This is a genomic window from Gluconacetobacter tumulicola, assembly GCF_014174215.1.
GTDB lineage: Bacteria > Pseudomonadota > Alphaproteobacteria > Acetobacterales > Acetobacteraceae > Gluconacetobacter > Gluconacetobacter tumulicola.
Genome location: NZ_JABEQL010000006.1, coordinates 1 through 21,182, shown reverse-complemented (window position 1 = coordinate 21,182; position 21,182 = coordinate 1). Strand labels below are relative to the sequence as shown.

At 66.2% G+C, this 21,182-nt stretch carries 19 protein-coding genes; 14 read left to right on the top strand and 5 right to left on the bottom strand.

The annotated features are described in order from the left end of the window. Window positions 1-15 precede the first annotated feature (15 nt). Window positions 16-1,173 carry an amidohydrolase gene (locus tag HLH29_RS06105; protein ID WP_182965069.1) on the bottom strand — a complete coding sequence of 386 codons (1,158 nt, stop codon included), beginning with the start codon at window positions 1,171-1,173 and terminating at the stop codon, window positions 16-18. A 183-nt stretch (window positions 1,174-1,356) separates the two neighbouring features. Here HLH29_RS06105 and HLH29_RS06100 point away from each other — a divergent pair, with 183 nt between their 5' ends. The 11 genes from HLH29_RS06100 (at window position 1,357) to HLH29_RS06050 (ending at window position 14,840) form a co-directional block, all read left to right on the top strand. Beyond that, entirely contained in the window at window positions 1,357-2,562 is a 1,206-nt protein-coding gene (locus HLH29_RS06100) for a diaminopropionate ammonia-lyase (protein WP_182965068.1), read from the top strand. Then, on the top strand, window positions 2,552-3,850 hold the full coding sequence (locus HLH29_RS06095) for a M20 family metallo-hydrolase (RefSeq protein WP_182965067.1): 1,299 nt from the start codon (window positions 2,552-2,554) through the stop codon (window positions 3,848-3,850). The genes HLH29_RS06100 and HLH29_RS06095 overlap by 11 nt, the downstream gene beginning before the upstream one ends. Then, window positions 3,847-4,761: an N-carbamoyl-D-amino-acid hydrolase gene (locus HLH29_RS06090; RefSeq protein WP_182965066.1), complete on the top strand. Its 915-nt coding sequence runs from the start codon at window positions 3,847-3,849 to the stop codon at window positions 4,759-4,761. Before HLH29_RS06095 ends, HLH29_RS06090 begins: the two co-directional genes overlap by 4 nt. Before the next feature lie 212 nt (window positions 4,762-4,973). Beyond that, window positions 4,974-6,311, top strand: coding sequence for an MFS transporter (locus HLH29_RS06085; protein ID WP_182965065.1), 1,338 nt, complete (start codon window positions 4,974-4,976; stop codon window positions 6,309-6,311). A gap of 7 nt (window positions 6,312-6,318) precedes the next feature. Continuing rightward, entirely contained in the window at window positions 6,319-7,554 is a 1,236-nt protein-coding gene (locus HLH29_RS06080) for an MFS transporter (RefSeq protein WP_182965064.1), read from the top strand. After that, a complete protein-coding gene (locus HLH29_RS06075; protein WP_220791394.1) occupies window positions 7,541-9,046 on the top strand; it encodes an amidase in 1,506 nt (501 codons plus the stop codon). The genes HLH29_RS06080 and HLH29_RS06075 overlap by 14 nt, the downstream gene beginning before the upstream one ends. Before the next feature lie 31 nt (window positions 9,047-9,077). Beyond that, window positions 9,078-10,505 carry a M20 family metallopeptidase gene (locus HLH29_RS06070; RefSeq protein ID WP_182965063.1) on the top strand — a complete coding sequence of 476 codons (1,428 nt, stop codon included), beginning with the start codon at window positions 9,078-9,080 and terminating at the stop codon, window positions 10,503-10,505. A gap of 10 nt (window positions 10,506-10,515) precedes the next feature. Next, window positions 10,516-11,862, top strand: coding sequence for a GntT/GntP/DsdX family permease (locus HLH29_RS06065; protein ID WP_182965062.1), 1,347 nt, complete (start codon window positions 10,516-10,518; stop codon window positions 11,860-11,862). 23 nt (window positions 11,863-11,885) lie between these two features. Continuing rightward, window positions 11,886-12,932 carry a D-TA family PLP-dependent enzyme gene (locus tag HLH29_RS06060; RefSeq protein ID WP_182965061.1) on the top strand — a complete coding sequence of 349 codons (1,047 nt, stop codon included), beginning with the start codon at window positions 11,886-11,888 and terminating at the stop codon, window positions 12,930-12,932. A 30-nt stretch (window positions 12,933-12,962) separates the two neighbouring features. Continuing rightward, a complete protein-coding gene (locus HLH29_RS06055) occupies window positions 12,963-13,325 on the top strand; it encodes a RidA family protein (protein WP_182965060.1) in 363 nt (120 codons plus the stop codon). 33 nt (window positions 13,326-13,358) lie between these two features. Continuing rightward, window positions 13,359-14,840 (top strand): M81 family metallopeptidase, encoded by a 1,482-nt coding sequence (locus HLH29_RS06050; protein WP_182965059.1) that lies wholly within the window; start codon window positions 13,359-13,361, stop codon window positions 14,838-14,840. 76 nt (window positions 14,841-14,916) lie between these two features. On the opposite strand, the gene HLH29_RS06045 is transcribed toward HLH29_RS06050, so the two are convergent. Next, window positions 14,917-15,933, bottom strand: a complete 1,017-nt coding sequence (locus HLH29_RS06045) for a 1-aminocyclopropane-1-carboxylate deaminase (protein ID WP_182965058.1) — start codon at window positions 15,931-15,933, stop codon at window positions 14,917-14,919. A 156-nt stretch (window positions 15,934-16,089) separates the two neighbouring features. Between HLH29_RS06045 and HLH29_RS06040 the strand changes: the two genes are divergently transcribed. Both HLH29_RS06040 and HLH29_RS06035 read left to right on the top strand, forming a co-directional pair. Next, window positions 16,090-16,554 (top strand): Lrp/AsnC family transcriptional regulator, encoded by a 465-nt coding sequence (locus HLH29_RS06040; RefSeq protein ID WP_220790620.1) that lies wholly within the window; start codon window positions 16,090-16,092, stop codon window positions 16,552-16,554. Window positions 16,555-16,632: 78 nt separating this feature from the next. Beyond that, on the top strand, window positions 16,633-17,922 hold the full coding sequence (locus tag HLH29_RS06035) for an NAD(P)/FAD-dependent oxidoreductase (RefSeq protein WP_182965057.1): 1,290 nt from the start codon (window positions 16,633-16,635) through the stop codon (window positions 17,920-17,922). 30 nt (window positions 17,923-17,952) lie between these two features. Here the strand turns inward: HLH29_RS06035 and HLH29_RS06030 are convergent, their stop codons facing one another. The 3 genes from HLH29_RS06030 to HLH29_RS19825 form a co-directional block, all read right to left on the bottom strand. Further along, the gene (locus HLH29_RS06030) at window positions 17,953-19,119 is read right to left on the bottom strand and encodes an amidohydrolase (RefSeq protein ID WP_182965056.1); all 1,167 of its coding nucleotides are present in this window, start codon (window positions 19,117-19,119) and stop codon (window positions 17,953-17,955) included. 15 nt (window positions 19,120-19,134) lie between these two features. After that, window positions 19,135-19,398: a hypothetical protein gene (locus HLH29_RS06025; RefSeq protein ID WP_182965055.1), complete on the bottom strand. Its 264-nt coding sequence runs from the start codon at window positions 19,396-19,398 to the stop codon at window positions 19,135-19,137. A 283-nt stretch (window positions 19,399-19,681) separates the two neighbouring features. Further along, entirely contained in the window at window positions 19,682-19,810 is a 129-nt protein-coding gene (locus HLH29_RS19825; protein WP_275944158.1) for a hypothetical protein, read from the bottom strand. Between the two features lie 212 nt (window positions 19,811-20,022). Here HLH29_RS19825 and HLH29_RS06020 point away from each other — a divergent pair. Next, a protein-coding gene (locus HLH29_RS06020) for an IS3 family transposase (RefSeq protein WP_408871945.1) occupies window positions 20,023-21,155 on the top strand; the annotation gives its coding sequence in 2 pieces (ribosomal slippage) (window positions 20,023-20,293 and window positions 20,293-21,155; 1,134 coding nt in all). Window positions 21,156-21,182 lie beyond the last annotated feature (27 nt).

Sequence of the window (21,182 nt, the reverse complement as noted above, 5' to 3'; positions counted from 1 at the left end):
TGCGTCGGGAAGCGGTCAGCCGCGCGCCGTCAGGTCCCGCGCCAGGGCGGTCCAGTAGGCCGCGCCCAACGGCAGCGCCGCGTCGTTGAAATCGAAGCCCGGATTGTGCAGCGGGCGCGAGGGAACCGCCCCGTCCGCCCCGATCCAGGCATAGGCGCCGGGCGCCGCCTGCAGCATGAAGGCGAAATCCTCCGACGCCATCGAGGGCGCGACATCGCTGTCGCATGCCCCCTCCCCGGCCGCGCGCGAGGCTGCCCGTGCCACCCAGGGCACGGAGTCGGCCGTGTTCACCGTCGATGGATAGCCATGAATATAGCGGACCTCCGCCCGGCAACCATGCGCCACCGCTACCCCGGTCCCGATCTCGGCGATCAGCGTCTCGATCCGCCCGCGGGCCGCTTCGTCCAGGCAGCGTACCGTCCCGCGAATGGTTACGCGTTCGGGAATGACGTTCCAGGCGTCGCCGCCATGAATCTGGGTCACGCTGACGACAGCGGGGCAGAGCGGATTCAGCCTGCGGCTGACGATCGTCTGCAGGGCCATCACCAGTTCGGCGGTGACCATGAATGGATCATTGCCGCGTTCGGGCATCGCCGCATGGGTGCCGGATCCCTGCACGACAATCTCGAACGTGTCGAACGAGGCCATGATCGCACCCGCCCGGGTCGCGAAGCGCCCGACCGGCAGGCCTGGCCAGATATGCAGTCCCCAGACGCTGTCGCAGGGATGATCGCGGAACAGCCCGTCGGCGACCATCGCGCGGCCGCCACCCTCGCATTCCTCCGCAGGCTGGAAGATGAAATGAACGGTGCCGCGAAGATCGTCCATGGCCGCGAGGTGATACGCCGCCGCCAGCAGCATCGCCACATGGCCGTCATGGCCGCACGCATGCATGATTCCGGGACGTGCGGAACGATAGGGAAGCTGCGTCTCCTCGGTAATCGGGAGCGCATCCATGTCGGCCCGCAGCCCGATGGCGGGCCCGTCGCCCCTGGCCAGGGTACCGACGACCCCCGTCCCGCCAATGCCGGTCCGGACCGAAAGGCCGCACGCCGCCAGTTCGCGCGCGACACATTCCGCCGTGCGGAATTCGGCGAAGGCAAGCTCGGGATGTTTGTGAAGGTCGCGGCGGATCGCGACCATGCGTTCCAGAACAGAACCGTCGAGAGCCATGGCGTTCCTCGATATCCGGGGGAATGGTCACGGGCTCGTCCGGCGCGCCCGGTCACGCGGGACATGTAACAAGTTTATCATTCCGATCACAACACGAAAAACTATTTTCATTCCGTTCTTGACAGGAAACCACCGCCCGCGCCTTGATGAGGCGTCGCTCCTCCGCTCGCGCTGGGTTCGCCAATGCTCACCAAGACCTGTCTCAACCCGATCGCCCGCCCCGCGCCCACGGCGGATTCCTTCGCCTTTCCGGCTGGGCCGGACGCCGCCGTGCAGGTGCTGCGGACGATCGCGGACTGGCCGCATTATGCGCGCACCCCATTGCTGGCGCTGCCCGGCCTGGCTCGGTCGCTGGGGTGCGGCGCGATCCATTACAAGCAGGAAGCCCCCCGCTTCGGCCTGGGCAGTTTCAAGGCGCTGGGCGGCGCCTACGCCGTGCAGCGCGTCCTGGCCGCGATCGTCGCCCAGCGGACCGGCCAGGTGCCAGACAGTCAGGATCTGTTTTCGGGACGCCATGCCGTCATCGCCGGGTCCGTGACCGTGTGCTGCGCGACGGACGGCAATCACGGGCGTTCCGTAGCCTGGGGCGCGGCGCAGTTCGGCTGCCAGTGCGTCATCTACATCCATCAGGCGGTGTCGCAGGCCCGGGCCGACGCCATCGCGGCACTGGGGGCGACCGTCCGGCGCCTGCCCGGCAATTACGACGACGCGGTGCGCTTCGCGCAGCAGGACGCCGCCATCCATGGCTGGCACGTGGTGTCCGACACGTCCTATCCGGGATATGCAGAAATACCGGGCTGGATCATGCAGGGGTACAGCGTGATCGCCGAGGAGATCCGTGCGCAGCTCGGCGATGTCCGCCCGACCCATGTCTTCCTCCAGGCGGGCGTGGGCGGCTTCGCGGCGGCCATCATGTCCAGCATGGCGCAGGCCTATGCCGAGGCCCCGCCACGCTTCATCGTCGTCGAACCAGATCACGCCGCCAGCCTGCTCGCCAGCGCGCAGGCGGGCGCCCGCGTCACGGTCGGCGGCGAGCTGGACACGATCATGGCCGGCCTGGCCTGCGGAGAGCCGTCGGAAATCGCATGGCCGGCGATCCATGCCCTGGCCGACGCCTATCTTGCCATCGACGACGAGAGCGTCCGCGAGACGATGCGCCTGCTGGCCGCCGGGGTGGACGGCGACGGTCCGGTGGTGGCCGGCGAAAGCGGCGCGGCCGGCCTTGCCGGCCTGCGGGAGGTCATGGGTCGTCCGGAGATCGCGGACACGCTCGGCCTGGATGCCACGTCGATCGTCGTTGCGATCGGGACCGAAGGGGCGACGGACGCCGCGCTGTATCACGCCATCGTCGGGCGGACACCGGAAGAGGTCGCGGCCGATGCCCGCTGACGGCCCGCCCCGCACCGCATCAGCCATCCCGCGGATCGACGCGCGGCGTCTTGAAGAGGCCATCCGCTCGTTCGGCCGGATCGGCGCGCTTCTGGGCGGCGGCGTCTGCCGCCTGGCGCTGAGCGACGCCGACAAGGCGGCCCGCGACGAACTGACGCACCGCATGACGATGCTCGGCCTCGTCGTGGACATCGATGCGATCGGCAACATCTTCGGCACGCGGCCGGCGCGGGCGCCCGACGGGGCGGCCGGCACGGTCATGATCGGATCGCATATCGACACGGTCTCGACCGGTGGCCTCTATGACGGCACGTTCGGCGTCCTGGCGGGACTGGAAATCGTCGCGGCGCTGAACGATGCCGCGATCGAAACCGAACGGCCCATCACCGTTGCCGCGTTCACCAACGAGGAAGGTTCCCGATTCCAGCCGGACATGCTGGGCAGCCTGGTCTTCGCCGGCGGCCTGCCGCTTGCGGACGCGCTGGCGACGCGGGACGCGGACGGCGCGGTGCTGGGCGACGAGTTGCGGCGCATCGGCTATGCCGGCGATGCGACAGGTCCCGAAAACATCGCCGCCTATTTCGAACTGCATATCGAGCAGGGCCCCGTCCTGGAGCGTGAAGGAATCCAGATCGGCGTCGTCTCGGGCATCCAGGGCATTTCCTGGCATGCGTTCCGGCTGACCGGCCGTTCGGCCCATGCCGGCACCACGCCCCGGGCAATGCGCCGCGACGCGGGCATGGCCGCCGCGCGCATCGTCCACGGTGCATACGAGATGGGCGCACGCATGGGGGCGGACCAACTGGTCACCTGCGGGTCACTGCGCTTTACGCCCGGCCTGGTCAATGTCGTGCCGCAGGAAGCGAACCTGACGATCGACCTGCGTAACCCCGACGACGATGCGCTGCGCGACGCCGAGACGGCCCTGCTGGCCATCGCCCGCACCGCCGCCGCCGAGGCCGACGTGCAGCTCGAACACCGCTCGCTCGCGCGCTTCGCACCCGTCTCGTTCGATCCCGCCCTGGTGGCGGAAGTCGAACGAGTGGCGACGGGCCTGGGCCATACGACCCGCCGCATGCATTCCGGCGCCGGCCACGATGCCCAGATGCTGGCCCGGATCGCCCCGTCCGCGATGATCTTCGTGCCCAGCACGGGCGGCGTCAGCCACAATGTCGAAGAATATACGGCGCCCGACGACCTGGCGCGCGGGACCGAAATCCTGAATCACCTTGTCCTTCACTGGTCCTGTCCTTCCCTGGATGGGGCGCAGAACGGAGTCAGAGCTTGAGCCGCGAAATCATCATTGCCGGCGCGCAGATGGGACCGATCGCGCGCAATGAGTCCCGGGCATCCGCCGTCGCGCGCATGGTTGCGCTGCTGGACAAGGCCGCGCGTCTCGGCGCGCAGATGGTCGTCTTTCCCGAACTGGCGCTGACGACCTTCTTTCCGCGCTGGTTCATGGCGGATCAGCAGGAGATCGACATCTTCTTCGAAACGGCCATGCCGAACGAGGCCGTGGCTCCGCTCTTCGCGCGGGCTCGCGCCCTGGGCATCTCCTTCACGTTCGGCTTCGCGGAAAAGCGGATCGAGGACGGACGTATCCGGCGCTTCAACACGTCGATCATGGTCGATGCGGCGGGAGAGATCGTGGCGCGCTATCGGAAGATCCATCTTCCCGGCCATGCCGAACACGAACCCTGGCGTGCCTTCCAGCATCTGGAAAAACGTTATTTCGAACCCGGCGAGGCATTCTTCGAGACCGTGCCTCTGCTGGGAGGGCGCTTTTCGATGGCTATCTGCAACGATCGCCGCTGGCCCGAGACCTATCGGGAAATGGCGTTGCGCGGCGCCGAGGTGGCGACGATCGGCTACAACACCCCCCTGCATTACGCGCAGATGCCGGACCATGACCACCTGCAATCGTTCCATAACCATCTTTGCATGCAGGCCGGGGCCTATCAGAACGGCATGTGGGTGGTGGGCGTCGGCAAGACCGGCGTCGAGGAAGGCTGCGCCCTGCTGGGGCAGAGCTGCATCGTCGCCCCGACCGGCGAGATCGTGGCAATGGCCGGCACGGTCGGCGACGAAGTCATCGTCGCCGTCTGCGACCTGGATCGCTGTGCCGAGATCAGGGAGCACGTGTTCAACTTCGCCAGGAACCGCCGCCCGGCGATGTATCCGCTGCTGAGCGCGACATGATGCCCGCGACACAGCCGGAGCGGGAACGCTCCTTGCAAACTAAAACGGTTTTTATGGATCTTTCCACGGATATTTCGTATCTTATTCGTAATAATATGGAAGATTGACCTTCTGTTTCCGGGACCGGTCAATCCCCTTCGCGCCTGAACTTGGACGTTTCGACCCAGACGCCCCGCGCGTATCGCCTCCGCGTATCGCCAAGGAGCCCAGTCATGACCCCAGCCGGGACCGTTCCAATTCCTGATCTCCCCCTCGCGACGCCTCAATCGTCGCTGAACGCACTCTATCGGCGCATCGACCTGCGCGTCGCAACGCTCCTGGCGGTCTCCTACCTGCTCGATACCATGGACCGGCTGAATATCGGCTTCGCGCAGCGGCAGATTTCAGAACGGATCGGCCTTACGCCACAGGATTACGGCTTCGCGGCCGGCATCTTCTTCGTCGGCTACGTGCTGTGCGAAATTCCCTCCAACCTCCTGCTGCCAAAGGTCGGCGCCAGACGCACCTTCTTCCGCATCATGGTGCTGTGGGGCCTGACTTCGGCATGCATGGGGCTGATCAGCAGCCGTTACGCCTTCTATGTCCTGCGTTTCCTGCTGGGCGTGTTCGAAGCCGGCTTCGCGCCCGCGGCGATGTACTACATGACATCGTGGTACCCCCCCGGTCGCATGGCGACGGCAATCTCGATCCAGCAGATCGCCGCCCCCCTCTCGGGCGTCGTCGCCGGCCCGCTCTCGGGCATGCTTCTGCAAGGGATGGATCACGTGGGCGGTCTTGACGGCTGGCGCTGGATGTTCGTCATCGAAGGCCTTCCCACGATCCTGATGGCGTTCGTGGTCCTGATCTTCCTGCCTGACAGGCCGGCCGATGCGCGCTGGCTGACCCCGGCCGAACGCCGCATCGTGGAAAACAATGCCTCGTCCGTCGGGGCCAGCCATCACGGTTTCGCCTCCGTGCTGCGCGATCCGATCCTCTACGTTCTCGCCACCGGATATTTCTGCATCATTGCCGGCATCTACACGCTCAGCTTCTGGGCGCCCTCCGTCCTGCGGCAGGCCGGGGCGCACGGCGATCTGCAAGTCGGTCTGCTGACGGCCATTCCATTTTTCTGCGGTGGCGCGGCAATCGTGGGATGGGGACGACGATCCGACCGGCGGGGCGAACGGCGCTGGCATTGCGCTGGGCCGACCCTGCTGGCGGCCGCCGGACTGGCCGCCATCGCGACGACGGGCGGCAGCCTGCCCGCCACGATGCTGGCACTGAGCGTCACCGCGATGTGCCTGTATTCCGCCTATCTGATCTTCCTGTCCGTGCCGTCGCAATTCCTGCGCGGACCCGGCGCGGTGGGCGGCTACGCGCTGATCAACTCCATCGCACTGATGGGCGGTTTCTTCAGCCCGATTCTCATCGGCCGGGTCACGCAGTTGACGGGCAATGTCAACGCCGGCGTCCTGTGCATGAGCGTGGTCGTGGCGCTGGGCGGCGTGATTCTGATGTTCGCAATCCCGAAAGGCCGTCTTGCGAACACCGACCAGATGCCGCCGGAATAAGCCGTCGATGACCTCCCGCCCCGACCGCGACGCCCGCCTGACCTTCGGGCTGCTCTATCTTGCCTGGTGCGTATGTTACCTGGACCGCGCGGCCGTTCCTTTCGCGGCCCCCGCGATGATCCGCGACATCCACATGTCGCCGGTGCAGCAGGGCTTCGCGCTGGGGTGTTTCTATCTGAGCTACGCGTTCATGCAGGCACCCGGCGGATGGCTGGCGGACCGGTTCGGTGCGAAGCGCGTCGTCATCGCGGGCCTGGTGGGGTGGTCGGCCTTCACGCTGGGGACCGGACTTGTGCAGTCGGCGGCGGCCCTGCTGTGCATGCGTCTGCTGTTCGGGATCGGCGAAGGCATTTTTCCCGCAGCCAGCCTGCGGGCCCTGTACGACACCGTGCCGGCCAGCGCACGCGACAAGGCGCCGTCGGCGCTGATGTCCTCGAACTATTTCGGCTATCTGATCGCCCCCACGGTGCTGCTGCCCCTGCTGGCCTGGTTCGGCTGGCGGTCGACATTCTACGTCATGAGCGCAATCGGAGTCCTGTCGGCCCTGCTGTTCCTGGCCCTGGCTCCCGGACGGCCCGCGGCACCCTCCCCTGCCCTGATCGGAGGGAATGCGATGCTGCGGGTCCTGCGCCTGCCGGGGATCGACCGGCTGATGGCGACCTGGTTCTTCGTCAGCTTCATCAACAAGGCCCTGGAAAGCTGGATGCCGACCTATCTGCTGCATGCGCGGGGCGTGTCGCTGAAGGCGGCCGGTATCCTGCTGACCATCCCCTATCTTGCCGCGACGGTGGCCGCCCTGATCGGCGGCTGGGTCATGACCCGCTGGTTCGCTGGGCGCGAGGACCATTTCATCTCCATCAGCATGGTGATTTCCTGCGTGGCCCTGGTGGCGATGGCGTGGTGCAACGCGGTCATCGCGATCATCGGCGCGGAAACCGTGCTCTATTTCTTCAAGACGCTGGTCTTTGCGGCGGTGCTCTGCCTGCCCGGCCGCATCCTGCCGCAGGACATCGCCGGCACGGGCTACGGCCTGATCAATTTCGGCGGCCAGATCGCGGGCTTCGTGGCACCGCCGGTCATCGGCGCCGTCCTGTCCGCGTCCGGCAGCTATCCCACCGCATTCCTCAGCCTGCTGGTCGCAGGGATGCTCGCGCTGGTGCTGAACATCACGCTGGGCCGTTTCGGACAGACGCAAGAATCCTCCACCCCGACAGTCGGAGCCGACAATCATGGAATTGTGTGACGCGACCGCGATCGAACTGCTCGACCTGTTCCGTACGGGCAAGGCATCGCCCGTCGAGGCGCTGCGCGCCTGCCACGACCGTACCGACAAGGTCAATCCGGCGATCAACGCCATCGTGTGCGAGGATCGCGACGCGGCCCAGGCGGCCGCGCGCGCCGCCGAAGCCGCATGGCGGCGTGGCGAGCCGACCGGCCCCCTGTGCGGCGTGCCGCTGGCCGTCAAGGACACGCATGTAACGGGCGGGCTGCGTACCACTTTCGGCAGCCCGCAATACCGGGACTGGGTACCCGAACACGACCAGCATTTTGTCGCCACCCTGCGGGCCGCCGGCGCGGTGATCACCGGCAAGACCAACGTGCCGGAGTGGGCAGCAGGCGCGAACAGCCGCAATCCCGTCTATGGCGCGACCGGCAATCCGTTCGATCCAGCCCTCAATGCGGCCGGATCGTCCGGCGGGTCGGGGGCTGCGCTCGCCTGCGGCATGGCGACGCTGTGCACCGGGTCGGATACCGGCGGGTCTCTGCGCAACCCGGCGGCCTTCAACGGCGTGGTCGGCATGCGCCCGTCATCCGGCCTGATCCCCAGCGAGCGCCGGGTACTCGGCTGGTCCTGCCTGTCCGTGGACGGGCCGATGGCCAGGACCGCGGCGGACACCGCGCTGATGCTGTCGGTCGTCGCCGCTGATTCGTGCTTCGACCCCCTGTCCTATACACTGCCCGACACCCCCGTGCGCGGCCTGTCCAATCGTTATTTCCCCCCGACCCCGATCGACCTGTCCACCCTGCGCCTGGCGATGACCGAGGATTTCGGCATCGCGCCGACCGAAGGCATCGTCCGCCGGGCGTTTCGTGCAAAATGCCCGGCCATCGCGGCCCTTTTCGCTTCCAGCGCGGACGCCGCCCCCGACTGTTCCGGCGGGCACGAAGTCTTCGCGATCCTGCGCGCGGCCCTGTTCCAGGCGACGCATGGCGCGCGATACAAGACGCATTACGACCTTCTGGGCCCGAATATCCGCGCCAATGTCGAGGAAGCGGCGACATACTCGCTGGCCGACCATGCCTGGGCGTCGGACCGGCAGACGAAAATCTATCGCACCTACCAGAAATTCTTCGAATCCCACGACGTCCTGATCAGCCCGGCGATCACGGTCAGCCCACGCCCATGGATCGAGCCCTATCCGGCGGAAATCGACGAAGTTCCGACCTGCAGCTATTTCCACTGGCTATCGCTGGCCTATCTGGTGACGCTGTCCGGCCATCCCTGCATCAGCATCCCCATCGGCGTGGACGAACGCGGCCTGCCATTCGGATTGCAGGTCGTCGGTCCGCGTGGCGGCGACGCCTTCGTCCTGCGCGTGGCCACCGCTATCGAATCCGCTCTCGCCGGACATCCCGGCCTGTCCCGGCCTGTCCCGGACATCGAAGCGCTGGCGGTCATGCCGGCCATCGCCTCGCGCCCCGGCTTCATGCCGCCGGTGGGCGCGCATGCCTGAATCCCGTTTCGCCGCATAAGGAAGATCCATCATGCGCAACAGCGATGAAATCTGGGGCCTGGTCGACGACCATGTCCCCGAATTCCGTGCCCTTTCGGACCGGATCTGGGATCAGCCCGAACTGGCCTATGACGAATTCGCCGCCGTAGCCGAACACACGGCGGCGCTGGAAAACCAGGGCTTCCGGGTGACCCGGGCCGTGGCGGGAATCCCGACGGCGGTGATGGGCGAATTCGGCGAGGACGGTCCCGTGATCGCGATCCTGGGCGAATATGACGCCTTGCCGGGCCTGAGCCAGCAGGCGGGCGTCACCAGCCCCGCCGCCATGCCGGGCTCTGGCGCCGGCCATGGCTGTGGCCACAACCTGCTGGGCGCCTCCGCCCTGCTGGCCGCCACCGCCGTCAAGGATTACCTGAAGGCACACGGCATCAAGGGGCGGGTACGCTATTACGGCTGCCCCGCCGAGGAAGGGGGCGCAGCCAAGACCTTCATGGTGCGCGCGGGTGCGTTCAGCGACGTCGATATCGCGATTTCCTGGCATCCGTCATCCTTTTCGGGCGTCAACGCTCCGCGCTCGCTCGCCAACATGCGCATCGACTTCACCTTTATCGGCCGGGCGTCGCATGCCGCCGCCAGCCCGCATCTGGGCCGCTCGGCGCTCGACGCGGCGGAACTGATGAATGTGGGGGCAAACTATCTGCGCGAGCACATGCCCCAGGGCGCGCGACTGCATTACGCCTATATCGACGCCGGAGGGACCGCGCCGAATGTGGTGCAGTCGCGCGTCACGATCCGCTACCTGATCCGCTCCGAAACGCTGCCGGAACTGCGCGACCTGGCCGACCGCGTGCGCCGGATCGCCGCCGGCGCCGCGATGATGACGGAAACCAGGGTCTCCGAACAAATCGTCAGCGCCGTCTCCAACCTGGTCGGCAATACCCCGCTGGAGCAGGCGATGCACCGCCAGTTCGAACGTCTCGGCCCCCCGCAGTTCGACGAGGCGGATCGCGAGGTGGCGGCCGCGTTCGCGGCGACCCTCAGCCCCCAGGACCGGCTGGCCGCCTATAACCGCATGGGCGTTCCCTACGATCCGGACGCTGTGCTGTGCGACCTGATCGCGCCCCCCTGCGCCGAAGGCGACGGCGCGTCCGGTTCCACCGATGTCGGCGACGTCAGCTGGGTGGTGCCGACCGTGCAGGCCCGCGGCGCGACCTGCGCCATCGGCACGCAGTTGCATTCCTGGCAGATGACGGGCCAGGGCAAGACCGGGCACGCGCACAAGGGGATGGTGCATACGGCCAAGATCATGGCCGCCACCGCCCTGAACGCCCTGACGGACGGCGACCTGCTGACCCGGGCCAAAGCCGAACACGCGGCGAAGATGGCCGTCACGCCCTATGTCTGTCCGCTGCCGGATTCGGTCGAACCGCCGGTGCGCGGGCGCCCGGACGCGGCCTGATACCCCGTCCATGATCTTTCCCCTCGTCATCGTCGTCGGCGCGGCTGCGATCCTGGCCGTAATGGTCCTGATTGCGCGTTTCCGCTGCGAACCGATCCTGACCCTGTTCGTCGTCGCAGTGCTGGTGGGGCTGGCGACCGGCCGCGCCCCGACCGACGCGGTCGCCTCGTTCGAAAACGGCGCCGGCCACGCGCTGGGGCACATCGCCTTCATCATTGCCTTCGGCACCATGCTGGGGCGCATCGTGACCGAAAGCGGCGCTGCCGAGCGCATCGCGGATACCCTGATCGACCGCTTCGGGCCGCGCAACATCCATTGGGCAATGATGACCATCGGCCTGCTGGTGGGATTGCCGGTATTCTTCGATGTGGGTTTCGTGCTGCTGGCGCCGCTGGCCTTCGTCGCGGCGCGCGCGGCCGGGCAGCCTCTACTGCTCGCGGCGCTGCCGCTGGCCTCCAGCCTGTCGGTGGCGCACGCGCTGATGCCGCCGCATCCGGCGATCATAATCGCGATCCAGGCCTATGGTGCCAGCGTACCCATCATGCTGCTGCTGGGTACGGCGGTCATGGTGCCGACGGCCGTGCTGGCGGGGCCGGTCTTCGCGCGGTTCATCGTCCCGCGCCTGCACGTACGCGGCATCAGCGCGCTGGAGGCCCAGTTCCTCGAACGCGACGTCGCCCGCCCGCTGCCCCCCTTCTGGCTCAGCGCGCTGGCGGTGCTGTCGCCCGTCCTGATCATCCTGGCGGCACAGGTCGCGCGCGTGCTTCTGCCCGGCGCCACCGGGGAGTGGGCCGCCGGGTTGCTCGGCTCGACCGACATGGCGCTGGTCATCGCGACATTATTCGCCGGACTGGCGCTGGGGATCGCGCGCGGCACGCCATGGGCCACTCTGTCGCGCCGCCTGCAGGATTGCCTGGCACCGACAGCCTTCGTCGTGCTTCTGGTCGGCGCGGGCGGCGGGTTCGGTCGCGCGCTGATCGATGCCGGCGTCTCGCACGCGCTGACCGACCTGGCCGTCTCGTGGCGGATGCCGGTCCTGCTGCTGGCCTGGGGCCTGGCGGCCATCGTCCGGCTGGCCACCGGTTCGGCGACCGTCGCAATGAGCACGGCGGCATCCATGCTCGCCCCCCTCGCCGCCCAGACGGGGCTAGTGACGCCCGAGGCACTGGTGCTGGCCACGGGCGCCGGATCGGTCGCATTCGGGCCGGTGACCGATCCCGTCTTCTGGCAGATCAAGGAATATCTGGGGCTGAGCGTCGGCCAGACGCTGGTCACATGGTCGGTCATCGAAACCGCCATCTCGGTCCTGGCCCTGACGGGCGCCGTGCTCTTCCAGCTCTGTTATCAGCTCTTCTAACGCATTCCGCACGAGGTCACGCCATGCATATCGACACGCTGTCCACCCCCTGCGTCCTGGTCGACATCGACCGGGTGAAGGCCAATATCGGCCGCGCCCAGACCTATGCGAACACGCACGGCTTCGCCCTGCGCCCCCATATCAAGACCCACAAGATCCCGGCCTTCGCGCGCCTGCAGGTCGAAGCCGGGGCCCGGGGCATCACCTGCCAGAAGCTGGGCGAGGCCGAGGTGATGGCCGACGCGGGGCTGGACGACATCCTGATCAGCTACAACCTGGTGGGCATCGACAAGCTGACGCGGCTGGCGGCGCTGGCGCGCCGGGTGCGCCTGACCGTCGCCGCCGACAGCCCGTACACCGTCGCGGGCTACAACGACATCGCGCGCGCAGCGGATGTGTCGTTCGACGTGCTGATCGAATGCGACACCGGTGGCGGCCGCTGCGGCGTGCAGACGCCGGAAGACGCGCTGACGCTTGCCGCCACGCTGGGCGGGGGCGCGCGCTTCGCGGGCCTGATGACCTATCCCGCAGCCGGCAAGACCGCCGAGATGGCCGCATGGATCGACCGCGCGCTTGCGGTGTTCAGTGCCGCCTCGGTACCGGTGGGCACGGTTTCGGCTGGCGGCACGCCGGACCTGTGGCGGGCACACACCACTCCGGGACTGACGGAATACCGGCCCGGCACCTACGTCTACATGGACCGCTCACAGGTCGCCGCCGGTGCCGCCACGATGGCGGATTGTGCCCTGACCGTGCTGGCGACCGTGGTCAGCAAGCCGCGCCCCGACCGGGCGATCATCGATGCCGGGACCAAGAGCCTGACCAGCGACCTGCTGGGCATGGAAGGATTCGGCCATGTTCCCGCCTGCCCGCAGGCGATCGTGAGCGGCCTGAGCGAGGAACACGGCATCCTGCGCGCCGAACACGGCCTGCCCGAGATCGGCGCGCGCCTGCGCATCGTGCCCAATCATGCCTGCGTGGTCAGCAACATGTTCGACCATGTCTATCTCGTCTCCGGCGACCGGGTACTGGATTGCATTCCCGTCGCCGCGCGCGGACGCGTGTCGTAATCCCCGGCGTTTCCCCTGAAAGGATCATTCATGATGAAGACGGTTTTCGGTCAGTCACATGTCCCGCTCTCCCCCGCCGTGCGCGCGGGGGATTTCGTTTATGTCTCGGGCCAGGTGCCGGTGCGCGACGGCCAGGTGGTCGCGGGCGATGTCGGCGTACAGACCCGGGTCGTCATGGACAATGTCGCCGCCGCGCTGAAACTTGTGGGCTGCGACCTTTCCGACGTCGTCAAGACCTTTGTCATCCTGACGGACCGGAAGGATTTCGGCGCCTTCAACGCGGTCTATGCGACCTTCTTCCCCTCCGCCCCCCCGGCGCGCACGACGGTCGAGGCCGGATTGATGATCGACATCACGATCGAGATCGAGGCAATCGCCTACAAACCGCTCTAGCCTCCGCCCGCCGCCGAACAGGACAATCCGATCATGAAGGTATTCGTCGCCTCCCTCGCCACGGAAACCAATACATTCTCGCCCGTTCCCACCGATCGCGCGAACTTCCTCGCCGCGTTCTACGCCCCTCCGGGCCGGCACCCGGCGACGCCGACACTGTGCTCCGCCGTGTTTCCGTCCCTGCGCAGCCGGGCAAGCCGCGAGGGGTTCGAACTGGTCGAGGGCACCGCCACCTGGGCCGACCCCGGAGGCCTGGTCCAGCGCCAGACTTACGAGGCATTGCGCGACGAAATCCTGGACCAGCTTCGCGCCGCCCTGCCCGTCGATGCCGTCGTGCTGGGACTGCATGGCGCCATGGTCGCGCAGGGATATGACGATTGCGAGGGCGACCTTCTGGCGCGCGTCCGCGCGCTGGCCGGGCCGGACACCGTAATCGGCGCGACGTTCGACCCGCATAGCCACCTGACGCCGAAGCGTGTCGAAAATCTCGATATCCTCAACGCCTTCCTGGAATTTCCCCATACTGACTTCGTCGTGCGCGCCGAACAGGTCGTCGATCTGACCCTGCGCGCGGTGCGTGGCGAAATCCGTCCGGTGATCTCGGTCTTCGATTGCCGGATGATCGACGTCCTGCCGACCAGCCAGCATCCGATGCGCGGCTTCATCGACAGCCTGGGCGCACTGGAAGGGCAGGATACGGTGCTCAGCATCTCGCTGATCCACGGTTTCCTGGCCGGCGACGTGCCCGAACTCGGCGCGCGCATGGTGGTCGTCACCGACAACGACCCGGAACGCGGCGCGCGCCTTGCCCGCGAAAAGGGGATGGACCTGTTTGCCCTGCGCGGCGCCACCCGCATGACCCAGCATGGAGTGGACGAGGCCCTGCATCTGGCGGCCGCCCGCGTCGCGGCGGGCGCGACCCGGCCCGTCGTCCTGGCCGACACATGGGACAATCCCGGCGGCGGCGTGGCCGGCGACGGCACCCTGATCCTGCGGGCCATGCTGGATGCGGGCCTGGACGATGTCGGCGTGGCCACGATCTGGGATCCGATGGCGGTCACGTTCTGCCTGGCCGCAGGCGAAGGGGCGACCCTCGCGCTGCGCTTCGGCGGCAAGAGCGGCCCCGGCGCGGGCGATCCGATCGATGCCACCGTCACGGTCCTGCAGGCGGTCACCGAGGCCTGGGAGAGTTTCGGCGCCAGCCGCGTGCCCCTGGGGGCTTCTTCCGTGGTCCGGATTGCCGGCACGCGGGTCGACGTCATCCTGAACACGAACCGCGCCCAGACATTCGACCCGGACATCTTTTCCGGCCTGGGCATCGACATCGCCGAAAAGAAATACCTGGTGGTGAAATCGACCAACCATTTCTACGCGGCATTCCAGCCCGTGGCGGACGAGATCTTCTATGTCGATGCCGGAACGCATTATCCGTCGGACGCCCGCCGCACCCGCTATCGCAAACTCAGCCGCCCGATCTGGCCGATTGTCGAGAACCCGCATGCGGTGGAGGCGTAACGCCCTCCGCCCCCGAGGCGGACGATCGCGCGGCGGCCATCCGCCGCGCGTGGCGTCCGCGAACCGCCCGAACCGTTCAGCCGTTGCGGAACGTGTAGCTGTAGCCATTGATCGCGGGCACGCCGCCCAGATGCGCATAGAGGATTTTCGACCCCTTCGGGAAGAAGCCCTTGCGGACAAGGTCGATCAGGCCCTGCATCGATTTCCCCTCGTAGACCGGGTCGGTAATCATCGCCTCGGTCCGCGCCGCCAGGCGCATCGCCTCCACCGTTTCCTTCGATGGCACGCCATAGGCGGGATAGGCATAATCCTCGACCAGCACCACGTCATCGCCGGCGATTTCCGGCCCGTCGACCAAGGCCGAGGTCTTCTGCGCGATATCGAGCACCTGCGCCTTCACCTGTTTCGGGGTGAAGGACGCGTCGATTCCGATCACCTGCCGCGCCCGTCCGTCGTCGGCGAAGCCGACCAGCATGCCGGCATGGGTCGAACCGGTCACCGTGCAGACGATGATGAAATCGAACTTGAAGCCCAGTTCCGCTTCCTGGGCCCGAACCTCCTCGGCGAAACCGACATAGCCCAGCCCGCCGAACTTGTGCACCGACGCGCCGGCGGGAATGGCATAGGGCTTGCCACCCTTCGCCTTCACTTCCTCCAGCGCCTGCAGCCAGCTATCGCGGATCCCGACATCGAAGCCCTCATCGACCAGCCGGGAGTCCGCGCCCATCAGGCGGGTCATCAGGATATTGCCCACGCGATCGTACACCGCGTCGTCATGGGGCACCCAGCTTTCCTGGATCACATGGCATTTCATGCCGATCTTGGCCGCGACGGCGGCAACCAGGCGCGTATGGTTGGACTGCACACCGCCGATCGAAACCAGCGTGTCCGCGCCGGACGCCAGGGCGTCGGGAACGATATATTCCAGCTTGCGCAGCTTGTTGCCGCCCATGGCCAAGCCGGAATTGCAGTCCTCGCGCTTGGCGTAGATCTGCACGTCGCCGCCCAGGCTCTCGCTCAGGCGCGGCAGGAATTCGATGGGCGTCGGCCCGAAGGTGAGCGGATAGCGCGCGAAGCGGGAAAAATTAAGCATTTCAAGCCCCTTGACCGGAAGAACGATCCCAATCGTGCCATAAAAGGAATGAAATGGGCTTTCGAACTTCCACCCTTGACGACATCCCTTTCCTGTATTTTTTCAGGTTTCCCGATTATCTGTCCAAATATTGCGCCATCTCTGAAAGATCCTTTCATGGACAAAACGCTGGACCGAATCGACCGCAAGCTGTTGCGCCTGCTGCAGCAGGATGGCCGGACATCGAATGCCGACCTCGCGCGTCAGGCCAATCTCAGCCCGGCGACCTGCTACCGCCGGACGCAACGCCTGTTCGAGGACGGTTTCATCCGCAGCGTGCGGGCGCAGGTCGCGCCGGAAGCCGTCGATCTGGCGACGCTGGCGATCGTCGGCGTGGTGCTGGACCGTTCGACACCGGACAGTTTCGCCGCGTTCGAAACGGCCGCCCGTGCCATGCCGGCGATCCTCGACTGCTATCTGGTGGCGGGAGATTTCGATTTCTTCGTGAAGATCCGCGTCCGCGACATCCACGATTTCAGCCGGCTTCACGCGTCGGAACTGATCGCGCTGCCCTGCGTGCTCCAGACCCGGACCTTCTTCGTCATGAAGGAAGTGGTGGATAACCGTCCGCTCGCCATCTGACCGTTTCCACCAGGGACATATCGGCACCCGTTCGCAACCCTGCTTTCGTTGACACCTCTTTTCAAGGAACAAGCATCAATGGTCCATGGGCAGGCAAAAGGCCGCAGCGCGATCGTTCTCGGCGCGGGCATGGTGGGAACGGCGACCGCCTGGCATCTGCGCCAGCGTGGCTTCGATGTCGTGCTCGTCGACCGCCGCGTGCCGGGGAACGAGACATCGTTCGGGAATGCGGGCCTGATCCAGCGCGAAGCCGTCATGCCGTACGCGTTTCCGATGGATGCCGGACGGCTGGCCCGCATCGCGTTCGGCATGGGCAACGATACCGCATGGCGCGCCCGCGATCTACCGACGCTGGCCCCGATGCTCGCCCGGTATTTCTGGAATTCCCTTCCCGGCCGGTACGATCCTATCTGCATGGCCTATGAACGCATGGTCCGCCATTGCCTGGCCGAACACCAGGCCATGGCGGCGCAGGCCAATGCCACGGGAATGATGCGGGCCGGCGGCTGGAAGCAGATATTCCAATCCCAGGCCGCCATGAAGACGGCCCTGCACCACGCAAAGGAGGTCGCGGAACGCTTCGGCGTCCCCCACACCGTCCTGGACGGCGCCACGCTTGCGCGGGAAGAACCCACCTTGCAGCGGCAGCTTGCCGGTGCCATCCACTGGACATCGCCGTTTGCCGTCTCCGATCCCGGCGGCCTGGTCAAAGCCTATGCCCGGGGGTTCGAAGCTGCCGGGGGCACGCTGGCCACGGGGGATGCGCAGACCCTCAGGCCCCACGGCGCCGGCTGGCGCGTGACGGGCGAGGACGGCGACCTGGATGCCGAAACCGCCGTCATCTGCCTCGGTCCGTGGAGCGACATGGTCCTGCGCCCGCTGGGATATCGCTTTCCGCTGTTCGTCAAGCGTGGCTACCATATGCATGTCGCGCTGGACGGCGCCCTTGCGACGCCCATGCTGCTGACCGAACAGGGTGTGACCATGATTCCGACGCCATCCGGATTGCGGATCGCCACGGGGGCCGAATTCGCACGGCGCGAGGCCCCCGCCGCGACCCGGCAAATCACGCGAAGCATCGCGATCGCCCGCACCCTGCTACCCATCGGCAAGCCGCTCGACGCAGCCCCCTGGCGTGGCGCGCGCCCATGCCTGCCGGACATGCTGCCCGCCCTCGGCCCGTGCGCGCGGCATCCCGGCCTGTGGCTGAATTTCGGTCACGCCCATCAGGGTTTCACGCTCGGCCCCGTCACCGGCCGGCTCTGCGCCGAACTGATCGCGGGCGAGGCACCCTTCATCGACCCGATGCCTTACGATCCCGGCCGCTTCGACCGGCAACGTTTGGGCGTCCTCAATGTCGCGACCTGAGGCGCGGTGGCGGATTGACGAAAAATGCCGTCAGAACGCCTCCGGGGCCAGCTTGCGTTCGACGACGCTCACATAGAGCGCCACCCCGTATGGAATGACCGCATCGTTGAAATCATACAGTTCGTGATGCAGCGTACGCCCCGGACCCGCCCCCACATGGATGTAGGCGCCGGGCACCCGCTCCGTCATGAAGCTGAAATCCTCCGATCCCATGACGGCCGCACCATGGCGGTCCACAGCCCCTTCGCCGACCAGTTCGGCGGCGGCGTCGGCATAGAGCGCCGCCTGTTCCTTGTCATTGATCAGGGGCGCGAAGATCGGCCTGAACGAGACGGTCGCCCGCGCACCGTACGCCTCCGCCGTGTGCGCCGCCACCGTCTCGATCCGCTCGCGGATCTTCTCCATCAGCGCGCGGCTGAAGCAGCGGATCGTGCCGCCCAGCGATGCGGTCTGGGGAATCACATTGAATGCGTCCCCGCCGCTCAAACGCGTGATGCTGACCACGGCGCGCTCTTCGGGCGGCATGTTGCGCGACACGATGGTCTGCAGGGCCAGGGTGATCTGCGCCACGGCCGGCACTGGATCGATGCTGTCCTCGGGGCGTGCACCGTGCGCGCCGCGCCCCTCGACCGTCACGGTAAAAAACGCACCACCCGCCATCGCGGGCCCCGGCGTGATCCGGTACTGCCCGACATCCAGCCCCGGCCTGTTATGCATTCCGAAGACCGAATCGCACGGAAACCGTTCGAACAATCCATCGGCGATCATGGCCTCGGCGCCCCCGGCCCCCTCCTCCCCCGGCTGGAAGATCAGGTTGACCGTCCCGTTGAACCGGCGTGTTTCCACCAGATAACGGGCAGCGCCCAGCAGCATCGTCGTATGCCCGTCATGGCCGCATGCATGCATCATCCCGGGAATGGTGCTGCGATAGGGCAGATCGTTCGCCTCCGCCATCGCCAGCGCGTCCATGTCCGCACGTAGCCCGATCGCCCCCTCACCGTTGCCGACGCGCAGGACGCCCACCACTCCCGTCCGGCCGACGCCGCGATGCACTTCGATGCCCAGGCGTTCAAGCTCCCGCGCCACGAGGTCGGCTGTACGATGTTCCTCCATGCCGATTTCGGGATGGGCATGCAGGTCGTGGCGCAACGCCGTCAGTTCGTCGAGATAGGGATTGATGTCTCGCAGAGAAACCATGGGGGCCTTCCTATGTCAGGTTTTGGAGGGGGACAGGTGCAGCACCGAAATCGTGTAGCTGACGCCCAAGATCCGGACATAGGTCATAATGGTGCCGGACATGAGCGTCAGATCAGGAAGATATTCACCCGGTCGAGGATCTCGGAAGATGATGAGGGAAACCGCCTGCATTTCCCGTCTCAGGAAAAATCCGAACGGTACGACGGACAGGCCTGGCAGAAACGGTATCCGCCATCCCCAGGCATGAAGCTGATCGTGGGCAAACAATGCGGACATCATAATCCCCAGAGCTCGGACCCAACATCCCTGCTGCCCTCCTCACGCCGCCCGGCACCGCTGGTCCATCCTCGTCAAAGGGCAACGCCGTGTCCCCCCCAGCCATCCGCCAGGACACTGACATATCCGATCGACTCCGAACCATTTTTGTGCCGACTTCGGAACGAGATGCACGATAATCTGCCCGCTCGTCGAACGTCAATTTGAGAATGACCGCGTCCAGGCATTGCCATGTGCGGCAGAATATGAACCTGCCCTTCTGAGACTTCGGCTTCCGCTGTCAATTTCAGGCTACGTCTTTCACAGGCAGCGGATCGAAGAACAGATAGAGCGCCGCGATGCGACCATTCTCGACGACAATGATGTCGGTGCCCGCATGGATGGGGACCGCCCGGGCTCCCCGGATGTCCAGCACAGCCGCCCGGCGAGGCCATGCAGGTTTTCGGCCGGAGCGCGTTCCACATAGGCAAAGCGCGGATGGGTGGTGTCAGGTTGTGAGACGTCATTGGGATCAGGTATCGTGGGCTATTGCTGCCTACGCCCCCTGGTTTGACGTTGAACAGAGGTGGCCCCCGTTTTTCGGACAGGTGGTTAAGCTATAATCCGACCTGAGAGAGGACGGGTTTTATGGGCAAAGTTACGCGCAAGAGGTATGCGGCGGAGTTCAAATCACGGGTTGCGCGGGAAGCGATCCGTGGGGACCTAACGCTGGCGGAGCTGGCATCGAAACATGGGGTGCATCAGACGATGATCGCCCAGTGGAAACGGCAAGCGATCGAGGGGATGGAAGCGACTTTCTCCGGGAAGGCGATGGCTGAGCCCGCAGTCAGTCCGGCCGACGTTGAGAAGCTGCATGCCAAGATCGGCCAGTTGCTGGTGGAACGGGATTTTTTGCGGGATGCCTCTGCTCGGTTGGGCGTGATCAGAGGCGGCAAATGATTGACCTGAAACGGCCCCGGCTTTCGGTCGTGCGACAATGCACGCTGCTGCACCTCAACCGGTCGGGCGTCTATTATCGGCCTGTACCACAGAGCGAGGCCAATCTGGCGTTGATGCGCCTGATCGACGAGCAGTTCCTGGAAACGCCGTATTATGGCTCACGGCAGATGACGTGGCATCTGCGCCGTCTCGGTCATGATGTCGGCCGCAAGCGGGTTCGCCGGCTCATGGCGATGATGGGGCTGCGGGCGATCTACCAGAAGCCGCGCACGAGTGTGCCCCATCCGGAGCATCGGAAATATCCGTATCTGCTGCGGGACCTGGTCATCGACCGGCCCAACCAGGTCTGGTGTGCCGACATCACGTATCTTCCCATGAGACGGGGCTTTCTCTACCTCGTGGCGATCATGGACTGGGCGACGCGCAGGGTACTGTCGTGGCGCCTGTCGAACACGATGGATGCGGAGTTCTGCATTGAGGCGCTCCGGGATGCGCTGGTGCGCTATGGCAGCCCGGAGATCTTCAATACCGATCAGGGATCGCAGTTCACGACACCCCGCTTCACCGACGTGCTGGAACAGCGCCAGATCCGAATCAGCATGGACGGGCGAGGTCGCTGGCCCTACCACGTGTTCATTGAACGCCTGTGGCGATCCCTGAAATACGAATGCGTCTATTTGCACGCGTTCGAGACAGGATCGGAACTGCGGGCCGGGCTTGCCGGATGGATCGCCCATTACAATCCTGCTTCACAACACCCATCTGTCTATATGACTGTTTCGAATAAGTTTTCTTGTGCATGTGTTTGTCCTGCAAGCTGACTGCGTCGTATTTTTGCCTGGCGGGCG